The sequence below is a fragment of the Paraburkholderia sp. SIMBA_027 genome (genome assembly GCF_046535315.1).
In the GTDB taxonomy this organism is placed as follows: Bacteria; Pseudomonadota; Gammaproteobacteria; order Burkholderiales; family Burkholderiaceae; genus Paraburkholderia; species Paraburkholderia tropica.
Genome location: NZ_JAWRWY010000009.1, coordinates 119,081 through 135,913 on the forward strand (window position 1 = coordinate 119,081; position 16,833 = coordinate 135,913).

Annotated in this window: 14 protein-coding genes and 1 pseudogene; 3 read left to right on the top strand and 12 right to left on the bottom strand. The window is 67.0% G+C overall.

Annotated elements, in window-relative coordinates; all coding sequences use genetic code 11:
* Nucleotides 1-83: 83 nt before the first annotated feature.
* A complete protein-coding gene (locus SB764_RS18390) occupies nt 84-878 on the top strand; it encodes a glycosyltransferase family 2 protein (RefSeq protein ID WP_074981558.1) in 795 nt (264 codons plus the stop codon).
* A gap of 102 nt (nt 879-980) precedes the next feature.
* On the opposite strand, the gene SB764_RS18395 is transcribed toward SB764_RS18390, so the two are convergent.
* The 8 genes and pseudogenes from SB764_RS18395 to SB764_RS18430 form a co-directional block, all read right to left on the bottom strand.
* Nucleotides 981-2,285, bottom strand: a complete 1,305-nt coding sequence (locus SB764_RS18395) for a class I SAM-dependent RNA methyltransferase (RefSeq protein ID WP_410864273.1) — start codon at nt 2,283-2,285, stop codon at nt 981-983.
* Between the two features lie 162 nt (nt 2,286-2,447).
* The gene (locus SB764_RS18400) at nt 2,448-2,756 is read right to left on the bottom strand and encodes a HigA family addiction module antitoxin (protein WP_065065105.1); all 309 of its coding nucleotides are present in this window, start codon (nt 2,754-2,756) and stop codon (nt 2,448-2,450) included.
* A 23-nt stretch (nt 2,757-2,779) separates the two neighbouring features.
* A complete protein-coding gene (locus SB764_RS18405) occupies nt 2,780-3,058 on the bottom strand; it encodes a type II toxin-antitoxin system RelE/ParE family toxin (RefSeq protein WP_074981560.1) in 279 nt (92 codons plus the stop codon).
* 228 nt (nt 3,059-3,286) lie between these two features.
* Complete coding sequence (locus SB764_RS18410; protein WP_110325450.1) at nt 3,287-5,479, bottom strand: site-specific recombinase; 2,193 nt, start codon at nt 5,477-5,479, stop codon at nt 3,287-3,289.
* A 165-nt stretch (nt 5,480-5,644) separates the two neighbouring features.
* A complete protein-coding gene (locus SB764_RS18415; RefSeq protein WP_074981564.1) occupies nt 5,645-6,403 on the bottom strand; it encodes a membrane integrity-associated transporter subunit PqiC in 759 nt (252 codons plus the stop codon).
* The gene (locus tag SB764_RS18420) at nt 6,400-8,052 is read right to left on the bottom strand and encodes an intermembrane transport protein PqiB (protein ID WP_110325454.1); all 1,653 of its coding nucleotides are present in this window, start codon (nt 8,050-8,052) and stop codon (nt 6,400-6,402) included. The genes SB764_RS18415 and SB764_RS18420 overlap by 4 nt, the downstream gene beginning before the upstream one ends.
* A complete protein-coding gene (locus tag SB764_RS18425) occupies nt 8,045-8,710 on the bottom strand; it encodes a paraquat-inducible protein A (protein WP_065065100.1) in 666 nt (221 codons plus the stop codon). Before SB764_RS18425 ends, SB764_RS18420 begins: the two co-directional genes overlap by 8 nt.
* 311 nt (nt 8,711-9,021) lie before the next feature.
* Nucleotides 9,022-9,633: pseudogene (locus tag SB764_RS18430) on the bottom strand (paraquat-inducible protein A); the annotation flags it as partial.
* A gap of 672 nt (nt 9,634-10,305) precedes the next feature.
* On the opposite strand from SB764_RS18430, the gene SB764_RS18435 reads away from it, so the two are divergent.
* Entirely contained in the window at nt 10,306-10,842 is a 537-nt protein-coding gene (locus tag SB764_RS18435; protein ID WP_065065178.1) for a YceI family protein, read from the top strand.
* 144 nt (nt 10,843-10,986) lie between these two features.
* Entirely contained in the window at nt 10,987-11,556 is a 570-nt protein-coding gene (locus SB764_RS18440) for a YceI family protein (RefSeq protein WP_410864371.1), read from the top strand.
* A 117-nt stretch (nt 11,557-11,673) separates the two neighbouring features.
* Here the strand turns inward: SB764_RS18440 and secF are convergent, their stop codons facing one another.
* The 4 genes from secF to tgt form a co-directional block, all read right to left on the bottom strand.
* Nucleotides 11,674-12,624: a protein translocase subunit SecF gene (secF, locus tag SB764_RS18445; protein ID WP_065065099.1), complete on the bottom strand. Its 951-nt coding sequence runs from the start codon at nt 12,622-12,624 to the stop codon at nt 11,674-11,676.
* 15 nt (nt 12,625-12,639) lie between these two features.
* Nucleotides 12,640-14,694 carry a protein translocase subunit SecD gene (gene secD, locus SB764_RS18450; protein ID WP_065065098.1) on the bottom strand — a complete coding sequence of 685 codons (2,055 nt, stop codon included), beginning with the start codon at nt 14,692-14,694 and terminating at the stop codon, nt 12,640-12,642.
* Between the two features lie 186 nt (nt 14,695-14,880).
* The gene (gene yajC / locus SB764_RS18455) at nt 14,881-15,210 is read right to left on the bottom strand and encodes a preprotein translocase subunit YajC (RefSeq protein ID WP_065065097.1); all 330 of its coding nucleotides are present in this window, start codon (nt 15,208-15,210) and stop codon (nt 14,881-14,883) included.
* Between the two features lie 337 nt (nt 15,211-15,547).
* On the bottom strand, nt 15,548-16,747 hold the full coding sequence (gene tgt, locus SB764_RS18460) for a tRNA guanosine(34) transglycosylase Tgt (RefSeq protein WP_176080377.1): 1,200 nt from the start codon (nt 16,745-16,747) through the stop codon (nt 15,548-15,550).
* Between the last annotated feature and the right edge of the window lie 86 nt (nt 16,748-16,833).

Here is a 16,833-nt window from a genome sequence, read left to right on the forward strand (position 1 = left end):
AGGCGCGGACGCGACTCTGCTGTAATCGTTTCCATCGCCTCCTTCATCCGCGGCCGCTTGCCGCCGCGCTCACCGCATCGCTCATGTCTCCAAACGTTTCCATCATCACGCCCACGGCGAACCGCGCCGCGTTTTTGCCCGCCATCGCGCGCTGCGTGGCGCGCCAGCAGGCCGACTGGGAGTGGCTCGTGCTCGACGACAGCCCCGAGCCGAACGCGTTCATGCGCGATCTCGCGCAGCGCGACGCCCGCGTGCGCTACCTCTGGTCGAGCGAGCCGATGACGATCGGCGCCAAGCGCAACCGGCTCGTGAGCGAGGCGCGCGGCGAACTGATCGCCCATTTCGATGACGACGACCACTACGCCTCGCACTATCTCGCGGATATGACCGCGTTGCTGCGCCAGAACGACGCCGCGCTGATCAAGCTCTCGACGTTCTGGATGTACGCGCCGCACACGCGTTTTCTCGGCTACATGGATCTGAACGCGCGCGTCGGGCTGCACTATGTGCTGAAGGGGCAGGAGGTGAGCACGGTGACGTTCCACGAGAAGATGCAGATCGGCGCGGACTTCATCCTCTTTTACGGTTTCGCCTACGTGTATCGCAAGTCGCTGTTCGAGATCGCGCGCTTCGACGATGTGAATCTCGGCGAGGACGAAAGCTTTATCCGGCGTGTGGTGAGCGCGGGCAAGAACGTGCTCGCCGCCGAGGATGCGCGCGGGAGTTGCTTGCATCTGATCCATCCGGCTTCGACGTCGCGCTGTTTTTCGCGCCACAGCTTGCCGGACTTCTTGTTGCCGAAGCTCTTTCCGGAGTACGAAGGGTATCCGCTGCCGGTCGATGCTGGCGGAGCGAAAGTGGGGCCGTCGCGCGTGTGAGCGCGAGGTGGGCGGAGTGAAGTCGTGGATACCGGCGCGGCGGGGAGCCGCGCCGGTCGAGGCGCAGTTTAGTCGCGCGATTTAGTCGCGCGAGTCGGCGGGCTAGCTGCCCGCGTCGGCGTTACCCGCCGCCGGACGCTGACGCACGCTGCCCGCGATCAGGTCGAAGCGGAACAGACGGCATTCGAGCGCGCCGTTGAACAGCGGCGTCTTGGCCGATTCGCGCAGGCGCAACTGGCCCGGCAGCTTGCGGTCCGAGGTCAGGATGAACGCGCGCCAGCCCGTGAAGCGCTGCTTGAGCGCGTCGCCGAGCGCCTGGAAGAACTCGGCGTCGGGCGCGTCGGTGTGGGCGCGTCGGAAGGCGTCCGGTGCATCGTAGTCGTCTTCGTTACGCGGATTGCGCTCGCGCAGCTCGCCGCGCGCGTTGCGCCCGCGCACCTCGATACGCTCGCCGTACGGCGGATTCGCCACCAGAATGCCTTCGCCCTCGGCGGGCGGCGTCATGTTGCGGGCGTCGAGCTGCTTGAGCGGCACCTTGCCGAGCCCGGCGCGCGCGAAGTTGGCGCGCGCCTTGTCGAGCATCACGTCCGAAATGTCGCTGCCGAAGATCCGCAGATCCTGCGCGCGGCTCAGCGCCGTATTGCGCGCCGTGTTGGCCTCGCTCTTGAGGTGACGCCAGGCGGCCGAATCGGCCTGCTTGAGGCGTTCGAAGCCGAAGCTGCGCTCCAGACCCGGCGCGATGTCGAGGCCGACTTGCCACGCTTCCGCGAGGAAGGTGCCGGAGCCGCACATCGGATCGTAGAGCGGCTGCTCGGGCGTCCAGCCCGTCAGGCGCAGGATGCCGGCCGCGAGATTCTCGCGCAGCGGCGCCGCGCCCTTGTCGAGACGCCAGCCGCGCTTGAACAGCGGCTCGCCGGACGTGTCGAGATAGAGCGTGCACTCGGTGGCGGTCAGGAAGGCGAAGATGCGCACGTCGGGATAAGCGGTATCGACGCTCGGACGCGAACCGGCCTTGTCGCGCATGCGGTCGCAGATCGCGTCCTTCACGCGCAGCGTGGCGAATTCGAGGCTGCGCAGCGGTGACTTGATCGCGGTGATGTCGATGCGGATCGTCTCGTTCGGCGAGAACCACTTTTCCCACTGTTGCTCGCGGGCGAGCGCGTAGATGTCCTGCTCGCCGCGATACGGACGCTGGGCGATCTTGAGGAGCACGCGGCTCGCGATGCGCGAATGCAGGTTCGCGGCCATGCCGCCGGCCCAGTTGCCGCGGAAATGTACGCCGCCGGGCACTTCGGCGCCGACCTGGAGCGCGCCGGGCGGCAGGCGCCGTTGCGCGGTTTCCGCGAGTTCGGCGGCGAGCGCGGCTTCGAGGCCACGCGGGCAGGGGGCGAAGAAATCGAAAGACATGAGAAAAGAGAGGTGACGCTGCGGGGGAAGGCGCTATTGTACGCGGGTTGTGGGGGCGGGCCGGAGCGCGTGTCCGCCAGGGCGCCGGAAGTCGGGCGCTTGCTGCCCGCATGGGCATGCAAAGGCGCGCGCCAGAGGGCGTGGGACCGCGTCAGGCGGCCCTCAGCGCGCCGCCACGACGGCTTGCGCGGCCGCACGCGCAAGCGGCCGGATGCGCGGACGCGGCTGCCGGCGCGCTTGCCAGAGATCCCACTGCGTCTGCAGCCCGAGCCAGTGTTCGGGCGTGGTGCCGAGCCACGCCGACAGCCGCAGCGCGAGATTCGCCGTCATGCCCGCCTTGCCGTTGAGCAGGTTCGACAGCGTGACGCGGTTGATATGCAGATCGTGCGCCGCCTGGGTCACGGTGATCTCCGGCGGAATCCATTCGCGCAGGACTTCGCCGGGATGCGGCGGATTGTGCATTCTGCTCATACGTGTGCCCTTAGGGGTAATCCTCAGTGGTAATCCTGATAGTCGACGAGGATGGCGTCGGCGCCTTCGAACAGGAAAGTGAGACGCCAGTTGCCGTTGACCCACACCGCCCAATGCCCGGCGAGACTGCCTTGCAGCGCGTGCAGGCGCCACGGCGGCGCGTTCATGTCCTGCGGCCCGCGCGCCTGATCCAGCGCGCCGAGCAGCAGGCGCAGACGCGACGCGTGGTGCGCCTGGATGCCCGCCTTGCTGCCTTCCAGAAAAAACGATGCAAGACCTTTGTGCCGAAAGGTTCGAATCATGAGGACTGTAGCCCAGGTGACTACACGCGGCAACGGCCTCCGGTGGCGTGCCGCGACGTAGATCAAACGTGAGGAACGCCTCGCAGACGGAAAAATGCATGCACACAAAGTGCAAACAGCGTGCGAGGCGGATGCGTCCCTCAGCGTCGCGCCGGCGCGGTGAGGACGCGATGGCCGGCGTCAACCTGGGCGGTAACGTTGGCCGAACGGCAGATCAAAACGCGCGTTTCACTCGTTGTCTTCACGCAACTGGCCGCGGCGCATCGGCCACACCAGGTCGGCAGGATGCCGCGTCACGCGCCGCCAGAACGCGCGCATAAGCGGGCGCACATCCTTGCGCGCGAGGTCGCGCGAGCGCAGCGCCATCTGCAAGGCGAGCGCGAAGCTCACCGTCACGTTGAGCACCGCCATGCTCGCGACGCCCGCCACGGCCCACCACAGCTCGCCGCTCTTGAGCGTCGCCGGGCCGAGCACGCCCATCGCCACGCCGATCGAACCGGCCGAGAGCGTGACGTGGCGCACCTCGAAGTGAAACGCGACCGCCGAGACGATCGCCGGCACGAGGCCGAGCATCATGCCGAGCACGAGATTGCCCCACACGCCCGCCGCGTTCAGGCGGCAAAAACGCGCGAGCCGCGCAGCGCCCGAGGTGCCGAGCGTCATGCGCAGACGGCGGTTCCACGCCAGCGCGTCCTCGACGCGATGGAGCACGAACCAGTTGTCGGCCCAACCGGCGAACAGGCTCGACGCCCACAGCAGCACGCCCGTGAGCGCGGCGTAGAACGGCGTCGGGCCGATCAGCGAGAAGGATTGCAGCGTTGCGTGCGCCTTGGCGGGCGAGATCAGATCGGCGTGAAACAGCCAGCCGCACACGAGCTGGATCGCGAGGCAGGCCGGAAACACGAGCAGCACGTTGCCGAGCACGGCCGCCGCCTGGGTGCGGATCAGCGCCACCACCGACGAGACGAAGCGCACGCGTCCCGGCGCTTCGTTCGCGCCGTCGAGTTCGCGCGCGAGCGTGGGCGCGGTCATCGCGGGCTGCTTGGTCGCGAGCGAGAAGTGGCAGAAGTGCATCACGAGGAAGCTCAGCGCGTAGTTGATGCCCGCGAACAGCCCTTCGATCATCGACGGCAGATGCGCGCCCGTGATGCCGAATTTCACGTACACCGTCACCGCCGTGACGAGGCCGCCGCCCGCCGCCATGCGCAACATCGTCAGATATTCGGCGCGGTCGCGTGCGATGTAGTGCTCGCCGGTGTCGGCGGACAGCTCGACGACCTTGCGCGAGAGCAGCGCGAAATTGCTGCGCACGAGGTGCGAGACGCTCTGGCTCGCCTGGTTCGCCCGGACGAGATCGGCGGCGAGGCGCGCCTGCGTGCGGGCGTCGTCGCTGGACATCCAGGCGTCGAGCAGATGCTCGGCGCGCACGATGCGCATGCGCATGCGTTCGACCTGGAACACGGTGTCGACGCGCACGCCGTGGCGGTAGAGATGGGCGAAGACGTCGTCGGTGGCTTTGCGGCATTCGTCGAGCAGCAGGCGCAGCCACGTCACTTCCTGGCGCAGCCGCGCGGCGTCGCCCGAGTCGCGCGCGTTTTCGACGGCGAGCATCGCGCGCGTGAGGCGGAAGAACGGCAGCTTTTCGACGGCGACGTGCGATTCGTCGCGCGACAGGCGGCTGCGCACGGTCGGCGAGAGGCCCGTCGAGCTGATCTGGCAACTGAGGTTGTGCAGCGCGGTCAACAGGTCGAGCGTGAATTCGGTGCCTTGCGGGGCGCGGCTGGCGCGGATGTCGTCGGGCGAAGCGGATGCGGTTTGCGCAAGCGCTTGCGGCTCGGCGATCAACGCGCGCAGGCGTGCGAGCACGTCGGGCGGCAGCGTCGCGATCCACTCGGGATCGTGCGTGGCGGGGAACATCAGCGTGACGAGCGCGGCCAGATCGCGGCGGTTCGGTGCGGGCGGTATCAGTTGCGCCTGGACGCGGCCGACCAGCGCGCCGAACAGGCCCGAGTGCACCGGCATGCCGGCGTCGCACAGCAGCGAGATGCTGTCGCTTTCGCGCAGCAGCTTGCGCACGATGGCGCCGACGTTCGCCTTCCAGCCCGGATTGCGGTCGAGCACGTGCAGCAGGTAGCGCAGGCGCGCGTGTTCGGGCGGCGGCGGGGCGTCGGCGTCGGCGTCGGTTGCAGTGGCGTAGGCGTGAGCGGAGTCGGCGAACGTGTCAGGCGCGGACGGCACCACCCGGCCGGCGCCGTCGAGCTTGCCGCGCCGGTGGATCCAGTGGGCGAGTTCGATCAGCCAGTCGCTGCGTTCGGCGTAGGGCGCGTCGGCGTCGGCGGTGGCGAGCAGGGCGTCGAGCTGCTGGCCGGCGCTGCGCGAGGCGCGCCATTTTTTCCAGAGCGTGGGGAAGGAGCGAAACATAGGCAAACGGTCAAAGCGACAAGGCAACGCGACATTATCGCGGGCGGCGTGCGTTTGACCGTTTGAGATGGGCCGGCGCGGCATGAGCGCGGCGCCGACTGGCGAGACGCGGGTGGGAGCGCGCGCCGCGTTCCGTCGAGGAAGCGGCGCGCGATGAGCGAGCCTTTACCCCCCCGATCCCGCCGATTCAGCGACCGGCGCGACTTGCGGGCAGGCGATGCTGACGGGCTTCGTTTTGACGACGGCGGCCTTGGCGCCGCCTTTCGACACCGCCGCCGCCACCGCTGCCGCGGCGCCCGTCACCCGCGGCGTGGCCGCGAGCGCGCGCACGCCGCTCGAAATGGCCTGCGAGAGCGATGCGACGGCGCGCCGGTGGCCGACCACGAGCGCGTCGTAGCCGTCGCCGACCGGTTCGTTGAGCACGCTGCGGCAAGTCATGACGGTCTGGGAGTCGAGCGAGCGCACGCTCCAGACCGCGTCGATCAGCGCATGCGAGCCCGGCCACGATTCGAAGCGCTGCACGTTCACGCTCACGCGATAGACCGGCACGCCTTCGGGATGCGGCGAGCCGTACACGTCGATCGTGTTCAACTGCTGCGTGAGGTCGCCCGACAGCGCGCGGCGGATCTCGTCGCCGGGCATCGACGCCCAGCGTTCCTGTTCGAGCACGCGCACCTGGGTGGCGTCGGTCTGCACCACGAACTGCGCCTTCGCGACCTGCGGCGGCACGTCGACGGGCGCGAGTTCGATCAGCCACGCCGGATTGCCGTTCGTCGCGGCGGCGGGCTGGGTCCGCGCCGCGTCGTCGGTCGGACTCAGCGTGTAGAAGTGGCTGCTGGGCGAGGCGCAGCCCGCCAGCGCCGTCAGCGCGGCGAGGGCAGCAAGGGCGGCAAGGCGCCGGAGCGGGCGCCGGCGATACGTCATGGCTTGTCTCCTGATTTGCCGCGCAGCAGCGATTCGGGATGGCGCTCGAGGTAATCCGAGAGCGCGTTGAGCGATTGCAGCGTGCGCGTCAGTTCCTGCAGCGCCTGATGCACGTCCGATTGCAGCGGCGAATCCTGCTGCAAGGTGGACTGGGCGGCGCTGAAGGTCTTCTGCGCCTCGTCCAGCGTGCCGCGCATCTGCGGCAGAAGCTGGTCGTTGACCTGACCGAACAGCTGGTTCGCGCTCTTGAGCGATTCGTTCAGGTTGTTGCCGATCTTGTCGAACGGAATCTGATCGAGCTTCTTGGCGATGTCGGCCACCTGAAGCTGCAGCTCTTCGAGCGAGTTCGGCACCGTCGGCAGCTCCATCGGGTCGCGGTCGAGATCCGCCTTGGCCGGACCGGCCTTCGGGAAGATGTCGAGCGCGATGTAGAGCTGGCCGGTGATCAGGTTGCCGGTGCGCAACTGGCCGCGCAGGCCGCGCGAGACGAGCCGCTTGATCAGTTCGTGGCTCTGCGGCGTATGCGGCGCGGGCGCTTCGCCGCGCGTGCGGCGCGACAGACGCAGCGGATACAGATCCATCGTCACCGGCATGGTGAAGTTGTGCTCCTTGGGATCGTATTCGATGCCGATATCGGTTACCTGGCCGAGCACGATGCCGCGGAAGTCCACGGTCGCGCCCACGGCGAGGCCGCGCAGCGACTGGTTGAAGTACATGACCACGCGCACCGGCGCGCCGTCCGGCTCGCGCATCGCTTCGCTTTCGTCGGAGGCGAGCGTGAAGGTCGCGGCGTCGGGCGCCTGCGGACCCATCGCCTGACCCGGCGGCGCCTGGAAGGCGAGACCGCCCGTCACGACCGTCGCGAGCGACTGCGTGTTGACCTTGAAGCCGCTCGAATCGAGCTGTACGTTTACGCCGCTCGCATGCCACCAGCGCGTATTGGTGCCGACGTACTGGTCGTACGGGGCGCTGACGAACACCTGCACGGTCACGCCCGTGCCGTCCTTGTCGAGCGAATAGCCCGTGACCTGGCCGACCTGGATGCGGCGATAGAAGATCGGCGTGCCGATATCGAGCGAGCCGAGGTTTTCGCTGTGCAGCGTGTAGCGGTGGCCTTTTTCGTCGATGGTGACGGCGGGCGGCGTTTCCAGTCCGGTGAAGTCGCTGGCGGTTTCTTCCGAACGGCCCGCGTCGGCGCCGATGTACGAGCCCGAGAGCAGCGTGCCGAGGCCCGAGACGCCGCTCGCGCCCACGCGCGGACGCACCACCCAGAAGCGGCTGTCCTTCTTGGCGAAGTCTTCGGCATCCTTGGTGAGTTCGACGGTCACGAGCACGCGCGAGAGGTTCGGCGAGAGCTTGATGGCGCGCACCGAACCGATATCGACGTCCTTGTACTTGACCTTGGTCTTGCCGGGTTCGAGGCCTTCGGCGCTCATGAAGCTGATGGTGATGGTGGGCCCGCGGGTGGCCACCGACTTCACCACGAGCGCCACGCCGATCAGCGCCGCGATGAGCGGCACGATCCAGACGAGCGAGGGCAGCCAGCGCCGGGGTTTGACGATGTCCGGTTCGGGCAGGTCGGGCGGCAAGCCGCCGCCGCCGGAACCCGCCCCGCCGGGGGCCGGGGTCGGTCCTTTCGGACTATTCATGTGGGTGATCCTGAGAGTGTTGCGTGGGTTGTTGCTTGTCTTCGTCCACCGGATCCCAGATGAGGCGCGGATCGAACTGCATCGACGCGATCATCGTCAGGATCACGACCGAGCCGAACGCGATGGCGCCTGGGCCCGCCGTGATCACCGCAAGTGACTGGAAGCGTACCAGCGCCACGGTCAGGGTGACAACGAAGACGTCCAGCATCGACCAGCGGCCGATGAATTCGACCAGCCGGTAGAGTTTGGTGCGCTCGGCGGGACGCCACGTGGAGCGGCGCTGCGAGGTGAAGCAGAGCAGCCCGAGCACCGACAGCTTGAGCATGGGCACCAGAATACTGGCGATGAACACGATTACGGCGAGCGGCGCGTCGCCCGAGGTCCAGAAGTAGACGACGCCGCTCATGATGGTGTCGTCCTCGTCGCCGACGAGCGAGGCCGTGTGCATGACCGGCAGGATGTTGGCCGGAATGTAGAGCAACGCGGCGGCGATCAGCAGCGCCCAGGTGCGCATCAGGCTGTCCGGGTGGCGCGTGTGCAGCGGCGAGTGGCAGCGCAGGCAGCGCGGATGCGCGATGCCGCGCTGCAACGGCTGGACGTGACCGCAGGCGTGGCAGGAGATCAGGCCGGCGTCGGCGGCGGTGAGGTATTTTTTCATCGCGAACCCTCGGGACGGGCGGGCGGGGTGTCGGGTGGCGCGTCTTGCCCGGCGTCGCGCGCGGTGCCGCGAATTTCCGGATCGGCGAGCGCGTCGGATCCGGCGACATGCGCGAGCACCGAGGGCACGCCCGGATCGAGCAGCCCGCGCGGGTCGATGTCGTGGCCGTCGGCCGTGTGCGGGGTGGCGGGCGTGTCCAGCCCGTCGTTGCCGCCGTGGCCGCCGTTCCCTCCGTTACCGCCAGGCAGGCCCGGACCGCCGTTCGCGCCGCCCTCCGCCGCCGGACCCGAGCGGCCGCGGCGCGCGGCGAGCGCGCTTTCGCGCAGGGCGTCGGCGATATCCCAGAGCGTGCGCGAATCGAACGTCACGACCACGGTGAACATCAGCGTGAGCGCGCCGAACGCGAACAGCGCCGTCTCCGGAATCACGCGCGCGAGGCTGACCATCTTCACGATCGTGATCAGCACGCCGAGCATGAACACTTCGAGCATGCCCCAGGGCCGCACGAACTGGATCGCGCGCAGCACGAGATCGAAGCCGGGCGGGATGAAGCCGCGCCGGATCGGCAGCAGCACGTAGAGCAGCGCCACCATTTCGGTGAGCGGGAAAAGGATGGTTGCGCAAAAGACCATCACCGCGACGATCTGCATGTCCTCGTTCCACAGCACCACGAGCGCGCCGAACAGGCTCGATTCCGTGGTGATGCCGTTGGCGTCGAGTTCGATGATCGGAAACGACTGCGCGATGATGAAGGTGAGCAGCGCGGCGATCGTGATCGCGCAGATGCGGTCGAGCTGCGACGAGGCGCTGTGATAGAGCGTGGCGCCGCAGCGCGTGCAGCGCGCGGTTTCACGCCCGAGCAGGCGAGGTTTGCGGTAGAGCGCGTCGCATTCGTGACACGCGATCAGTTTTTCCTGGGCCATGCGGGCAGGTGGCGCAAAACGACGTGAACGGGACATGCAGCGCGGGCCGAACGGCAGCATGGCAACGCGACACGCGCGGCGCGCCTGGCCATGTTACCAAAGGGCACCTGACGCGCGCGTTTGCTTGCGCGGCGTGCGCGGGTAGCGTCTGGACAGCGGGCAACAGCACGTAGGCGGCCTTTCGGCGCGAGCATCGGCAAGCTGTAGCAATTTGCGGGCCGGGCCCTTGCGGCCATTCCGGCGACCCGCTCGACCGCCCCGGCGATCCGGGCTGCATGACGGGCGAGGAGTGTGCCACGTTTGCGCCGCCGATGCGCGCGAGCCAGCATGGCCGCGCATGCCGGCTGCGCGGCGCCGGGCGATGCCACGCCGGGCGCGAGTGCGCGGCTAGCCGCGCTATTCTCTATCCGCAGATGTTTGCAGTCACGCGCATAGGCTATCTTTGCAGCTGAGAGGCCGATTCGACGGCCCTCCCTCCTCGGGGCTCGCGCGGGCGGCGGGCGTCGTTGTCGGAGGAGACCGGCGCCCGCATCGGGGAAGATCATGGAAGGATTGTCCGGGCTGGCGCGTTTAGTCAGCGGGAGGCGGCGACTGGGCCCGCTGGCGGGCAGGGCGAGGGCGGTTCGGGTGCCGGTCGCGCCGGTCGCGCGGTGGGGCACGGTGCTGATTGGCATGGTCTGCACGCTATTGACGGCGCTCGTGCCCGGCGGCGCGGCGTTCGCGCAGATCGACGCCGACAGGAGCACACTCGTGGCGATCTCGCGGCAAATGAACGTGCCGGTCGAAGGGCGCTTCATGAAGTTCGACGCGCAGATCGCCTTCGATCCGGCGAAGCCCGCGGGCGGCACGGCGCGCATCACCGTCGATACCGGCAGCTACGACCTCGGCAGCCCGACGTACAACGATTCGGTGCGCGGTCCCGAGTGGTTCGACGCGAAGGCGTATCCGCAGGCCACTTTTGTGTCCACGTCGATCACCTCGACCGGGCCGAACCAGTACAGCGTGAGCGGCAACCTGACCATCAAGGGCCGCACGCAGCCCGTGACGGCGCCCGTCGTGCTCACGCAGCAGGGCGGCACGCAGACGTTCGACGGCACCTTGCCGATCCACCGTCTGGCGTTCGGCATCGGCACGGGCCAGTGGAAGGACACGTCGACCGTCGCGGACGAAGTGCTGATCAAGTTTCATATCGTCGTCGCGCACCGGTAGGGGGCAACGCACGCGGCGGCGCGTTTCTTTTCCATGACGTTGCCGACTCAGGAGACGCACTTGAACAAGAACGCCTTGCACAACGCAAAGTACGCCGCGAAGTATGTAGCGAAGCACGCCACGAAGCACGCCACTAAGCACGCCTTGCCGAAAGCGGCCGCCGCCGTCGCGCTGGTCCTCACCGCCTCGCTCGCGCACGCCGCCGACGTGTATCAGCTCGATCCGAACCACACCTACCCGAGCTTCGAGTCCGACCACTTCGGCGGCCTCTCGGTGTGGCGCGGCAAGTTCACGAAGACCACGGGCACGGTCACGCTCGACCGCTCGGGCAAGACCGGCACGGTCGACGTGACGATCGACCCGGCTTCGGTGCAGACGGGCAACACGGAACTCGACAAGCATCTGCGCGGCGAGGAGTTCTTCGACGTCGCGAAATATCCCACCGCCACCTACAAGGGCACGCAGATCGTGTTCGACGGCGACACGCCCAAGGAAGTGATCGGCACGCTCACGCTGCACGGCGTGACGAAGCCGCTCAAGCTCGAGATCGAATCGTTCAAGTGCATGCAGCACCCGATGCTCAAGCGCGAAGTGTGCGGCGTGGAAGCCGAAGCCGAGTTCGACCGCGACGCGTTCGGCATGGACATGGGCAAGAAATACGGCTTCAAGATGGAGACGAAGCTGCACATCCAGGCCGAAGGCATCAAGCAGTAAGCGCCGCGCTTTACGCTTCACGGGCGCAAAAAGAAGCGCAAAAAGAAAAAAGCCCCGCGAGATTCGCGGGGCTTTTTTTGTCCGTCTGCGTTCGAGGGAACGCGGCGCAGGTGTGACTTAAACCTGCGCGCCGGCGTTCGGATCGTTCGGATCGAACTTGTCCTTCTTTTCCTTGATGAGGTCCTCGCGCTTCACGCCGAGCCACATCGAAAGCGAAGCGGCCACGAACACCGACGAGTAGATACCGAACAGAATACCCACCGTCAGCGCCAGCGCGAAGTAATGCAGCGTCGGACCGCCGAAGAAGAACATCGACAGCACCATCATTTCCGTACAGCCGTGGGTGATGATGGTTCGCGACATCGTGCTCGTGATCGCGTGGTTGATGACCTGCACCACGCTCATCTTGCGTTCGCGGCGGAAGGTCTCGCGAATCCGGTCGAAGATAACGACCGATTCGTTGACCGAATAACCGAGCACCGCCAGCACCGCCGCGAGCACCGAGAGCGAGAACTCCCACTGGAAGAACGCGAAGAAGCCGAGAATGATCACCACGTCGTGCAGGTTGGCGATCACGCCGGCCACGGCGTATTTCCACTCGAAGCGGAACGACAGATAGATGATGATGCCGACGACCACGCACGCGAGCGCGAGCAGACCGTCGGTGGCGAGTTCCTTGCCCACCTGCGGACCGACGAACTCCACGCGCTGCAGCAGCACTTGCGGATTGTCGGCCTTGAGCGTGTTCATCACCTGGTCGCTTTGCTGCGCCGAGGAGAGGCCCTGCTTGATCGGCAGGCGGATCAGCACGTCGCGCGAGGTGCCGAAGTTCTGCACCTGGGCGTCGCCGTAACCGATCTTGCCGAGCGAGTCACGCACCGGTTCGAGCGGCACCGCCTGCGGGTACTGCACTTCGATGACCGTGCCGCCCGTGAATTCGATCGACAGATGCAGGCCGCGGTGGAACAGGAAGAACACCGCCGCGATGAACGTAATGAAGGAGATCGCGTTGAAGATCAACGCGTGCTTCATGAACGGGATGTCTTTGCGGATGCGGAAAAATTCCATTTTCTAGTCTCCGTATCAGCGGGACGAGCCGGTGTTGTCCGGGCCGCTCGCATTGCGGCGGCGCACGGTGGGCTTGCCGCGTGCGGCGCCCTTCGCGCCGGCCTTGGCCGATTCGCGCTTGGCTGCGCTGGCGGTGTTGCTGGCGAGCGCACGGCCCGTGTCGGTGTCGGTGTCCGCGTCGGAGAGTGCGGGCGCGCCCGCCGCTTCCGGTTCCGGACGCCACACCTGACCGACGGCCAGCGACTTGAGCTTCTTCTTGCCGCCGTACCAGAGATTCACGAGACCGCGCGAGAAGAACACGGCCGAGAACATCGAGGTCAGGATGCCGATACAGTGCACGATCGCGAAGCCGCGCACCGGGCCCGAGCCGAACGCGAGCAGCGCGAGACCGGCGATCAGCGTGGTGACGTTCGAGTCGAGAATCGTCGCCCAGGCGTGCGCGTAGCCGTTCTGGATGGCCAGTTGCGGCGGCGCGCCGTTGCGCAGTTCTTCACGCACGCGCTCGTTGATCAGCACGTTCGCGTCGATCGCCATACCGAGCGCGAGCGCGATAGCGGCAATGCCCGGCAGCGTGAGCGTGGCCTGCATCATCGAGAGCACGGCCACCAGCAGCAGCAGGTTCACCGACAGGCCGATCATGGAGATCATGCCGAACAGCATGTAGTACGCGATCATGAACACGGCGATCGCGGCGAAGCCGTAGACCACCGAGTCGAAGCCCTTGCGGATGTTGTCCGCGCCAAGGCTCGGACCGACCGTGCGTTCTTCGATGATGTCCATCGGCGCCGCGAGCGAACCGGCGCGCAGCAGCAGCGCGAGGTCGGCGGCGGCTTGCGGCGTGGGCTGGCCCGTGATCTGGAAGCGGTCGCCCAGTTCCGACTGGATCGTGGCCACCGTCAGCACTTCGCCCTTGCCCTTTTCGAACAGCACCATCGCCATCGGCTTGCCGATGTTGTCGCGCGAGACGCTGCGCACCGCGCGGCCGCCCGCCGAGTCGAGACGGATGTTGACCGACGGACGCTGATGCTCGTCGAAGCCCGCCGACGCGTCGATGATGCGGTCGCCCGTGAAGATCACGGCCTTGCGCAGCAGCACCGGCGCGGCGTTGCCTTGCGTGAACAGCTCGTCGCCCGGCGGCACGGGGTCGCCCGGATTCGGATGCAGACCGTTCGGGTCGGCGAGGCGCGCTTCGAGCGTCGCCGTGCGGCCGATGATGTCCTTCGCCTTCGCGGTGTCCTGCACGCCCGGCAGTTCGACCACGATGCGGTCGTCGCCTTGCTGCTGGATCACGGGCTCGGACACGCCCAGTTCGTTCACGCGGTTATGCAGCGTCTGGATGTTCTGCTTGAGCGCGGCGTCCTGCACGGCCTTCTTGACCGCCGGCGTGAAGGTGCCGACGAGCTGCACGCCGCCTTCCGGCGCGTTCTGCGTGGCCCACACGAGTTCGCTGATGCCGCCGGTGCCCGACAGCAGCTTGCTCGCCTGGTCGGCGACGGCCGGATCGGCGAAATTGATCACGACGCTCTGGCCGACGCGGTTCACGCCGCCGTCGCGGATATTCTTGTCGCGCAGAAGCGTGCGGGCGTCCGAAGCGTCGGAGTCGAGCTTCTTGTTGAGCGCGCCGTTCATGTCGACCTGGAGCAGGAAGTGCACGCCGCCGCGCAGGTCCAGACCGAGGTACATCGGCAGCGCGTGCAGCGCGGTCAGCCAGCGCGGCGAGGCGCTCTGCAGGTTCAGCGCGACGATGTACTGCGGATCGCTCGGGTCGGCGTTCAGCGCCTTGTTCAGCGCGTCCTTGAGGCGTAGCTGGGTGTCGGTGTCGGCCACGCGCACGCGAATGTTCGCGTTCATCGACGAGTTGTCGAAGGTGACGTCGTCGGCCTTGATGTTGGCCGCCGCCACTGCGGCTTCGACCTGCGCGAGCGTGCCGGAGTCGAGCTTCACGGTGGCTTTACCGCTCGACACCTGGACCGCGGGCGCTTCGCCGAAGAAATTGGGCAATGTGTACACGAGGCCGATGACTAGCGCCACCAGCATCACGACATATTTCCAGAGGGGATAACGGTTCATTGGTTGGCCCAACGGGGGAGGGGGATGGCCATCTCGATGCGAGCGCGTCCGGCAAGGCCCGCTTGCCGCCCCGCGCGAGGCGCTTCAGCGCGCCTCAGGGTGATGCAGGGGGCCGGGCCGGACGCACCAGACCGCGGACTCAGCCACGGCCTGAAGTGATCGACGGGGTGATCGATCGTCTGGCGCTTACAGCGACTTGATCGTGCCCTTCGGCAGGATGGTCGTAACCGACGACTTTTGCACGGTGACTTCCGTGCCGTCGGAGATTTCGACGCCCACATAGGCTTCGCTGACTTTGGTGACCTTGCCGACGATACCGCCGCTGATGATGACTTCGTCGCCCTTGGCCATGGCGGCGAGCATGTTGCGGTGTTCCTTCTGGCGCTTCATCTGCGGACGGATCATGATGAAGTACAGCACGGCGAACATCAGAATCAGCGGCAGGAAGCTCATCAGGCTGGATTCTGCGCCGCCGGCTGCGGAGCCTTGGGCGAAGGCATTGGAAATGAACGACACGTTGGTCTCTCCGTTTATACGATCACTACGATCAAAGGTACGATCAAAAAGCGAGCCGATTATTCTACCACCGGCTTAATACGCGACGACGACGCCAAATGGGCTTTCCGATCAAGCTGTTAACACCTGGTTGCCCCGCTGCGCGAAGCATGGGTTGCGCGGGTGCGACCGGTGCAGGGCGGCCCGAACGGCGATTTGCCCGCCTGGGCGGCGCTGTCGCGAAAGGTAATTGTAAAGTCTGGCGGCACTCGCCGTCGCGCGCGATCGGAAACCTTCGAAAGCGCGCGCCGGCGCTGCGATCGGGACCCGATCGGGGCTCGATCAGAGTCGGTCCGGCTCAGTCCACCCCGCGCGCGCGGTTTTCGGCGAAACGCTGACGGAAGGCCTCGAAGGTCTTCGTCTCGATTGCCGCGCGCATCTCGCTCATCAGTTCCAGGTAGTAATGCAGGTTGTGGATCGTGTTGAGCTGCGCGCCGAGAATCTCGCCCACGCGGTGCAGGTGATGCAGATAACCGCGCGTGAAGTGGCGGCAGGTGTAGCAGCCGCACTGCTCGTCGAGCGGACGCAGCGAGTTCTTGTGCGTGGCGTTGCGGATCTTGATGTCGCCGAAACGCGTGAAGATCCAGCCGTTGCGCGCGTTGCGGGTCGGCATCACGCAGTCGAACATGTCGACGCCCGCGGCCACGCCCGCCACCAGATCTTCCGGCGTGCCCACGCCCATCAGGTAATGCGGCTTGTCGGCGGGCAGCTTCGGCGCGACGTGCTGGAGCACGCGCATCATGTCTTCCTTCGGCTCGCCCACCGAGAGCCCGCCGATCGCGTAGCCGTGGAACGGCATCTGCGACAGACCGGCGAGCGATTCGTCGCGCAGATCCTCGAACATGCCGCCCTGCACGATGCCGAACAGCGCGTTCGGGTTGCCGAGGCGGTTGAACTCGTCGATCGAGCGCTGCGCCCAGCGCATCGACATGCGCATGGAGTCGGCGGCTTCCTTGTGCGTGGTCGGCACGCCGTTGGTCGCGTAGGGCGTGCATTCGTCGAACTGCATGACGATGTCCGAGTTCAGCACCTTCTGGATCTGCATCGACACTTCGGGCGAGAGGAACAGCTTGTCGCCGTTCACGGGCGAGGCGAAGCGCACGCCGTCTTCGGAAATCTTGCGCAGGTCGCCGAGCGAGAACACCTGGAAGCCGCCCGAATCGGTGAGGATCGGCCGGTTCCAGCCCATGAAGCGGTGCAGGCCGCCGTGCGCTTCGATGGTTTCCAGACCCGGACGCAGCCAGAGGTGGAAGGTGTTGCCGAGGATGATCTGTGCCTTCATCTCCTCCAGCTCGCGCGGCTGGGTCGCCTTGACGGTGCCGTAGGTGCCCACGGGCATGAAGATCGGCGTTTCGACCACGCCGTGATTGAGCGTGACGCGGCCGCGGCGCGCGAGGCCGTCGGTGCCGAGCAGTTCGAATTTCAGGCCGTTTTGCGGGCGTTCGCCCAGATAGGCGCCGTGTTCGGCGCGTGCGTTGCTTTGCTGACCGTCGGTCATGCGTTTGACTCCTGTGCAACCGGAAAACAGTCCGGCGCGGATGGTGATGCGCCGCCGCGCGACGTTTGACGCGCGCGGCGGCGGGG

Excerpts from the sequence above, each read along its gene's own strand:
- SB764_RS18390 (WP_074981558.1), top strand. The coding sequence starts at position 84 with ATGTCTCCAAACGTTTCCATCATCACGCCCACGGCGAACCGCGCCGCG.
- SB764_RS18395 (WP_410864273.1), bottom strand. The coding sequence starts at position 2,285 with ATGTCTTTCGATTTCTTCGCCCCCTGCCCGCGTGGCCTCGAAGCCGCG.
- SB764_RS18400 (WP_065065105.1), bottom strand. The coding sequence starts at position 2,756 with ATGAGCAGAATGCACAATCCGCCGCATCCCGGCGAAGTCCTGCGCGAA.
- SB764_RS18405 (WP_074981560.1), bottom strand. The coding sequence starts at position 3,058 with ATGATTCGAACCTTTCGGCACAAAGGTCTTGCATCGTTTTTTCTGGAA.
- SB764_RS18410 (WP_110325450.1), bottom strand. The coding sequence starts at position 5,479 with ATGTTTCGCTCCTTCCCCACGCTCTGGAAAAAATGGCGCGCCTCGCGC.
- SB764_RS18415 (WP_074981564.1), bottom strand. The coding sequence starts at position 6,403 with ATGACGTATCGCCGGCGCCCGCTCCGGCGCCTTGCCGCCCTTGCTGCC.
- SB764_RS18420 (WP_110325454.1), bottom strand. The coding sequence starts at position 8,052 with ATGAATAGTCCGAAAGGACCGACCCCGGCCCCCGGCGGGGCGGGTTCC.
- SB764_RS18425 (WP_065065100.1), bottom strand. The coding sequence starts at position 8,710 with ATGAAAAAATACCTCACCGCCGCCGACGCCGGCCTGATCTCCTGCCAC.
- SB764_RS18435 (WP_065065178.1), top strand. The coding sequence starts at position 10,306 with ATGGTCTGCACGCTATTGACGGCGCTCGTGCCCGGCGGCGCGGCGTTC.
- secF (WP_065065099.1), bottom strand. The coding sequence starts at position 12,624 with ATGGAATTTTTCCGCATCCGCAAAGACATCCCGTTCATGAAGCACGCG.
- secD (WP_065065098.1), bottom strand. The coding sequence starts at position 14,694 with ATGAACCGTTATCCCCTCTGGAAATATGTCGTGATGCTGGTGGCGCTA.
- tgt (WP_176080377.1), bottom strand. The coding sequence starts at position 16,747 with ATGACCGACGGTCAGCAAAGCAACGCACGCGCCGAACACGGCGCCTAT.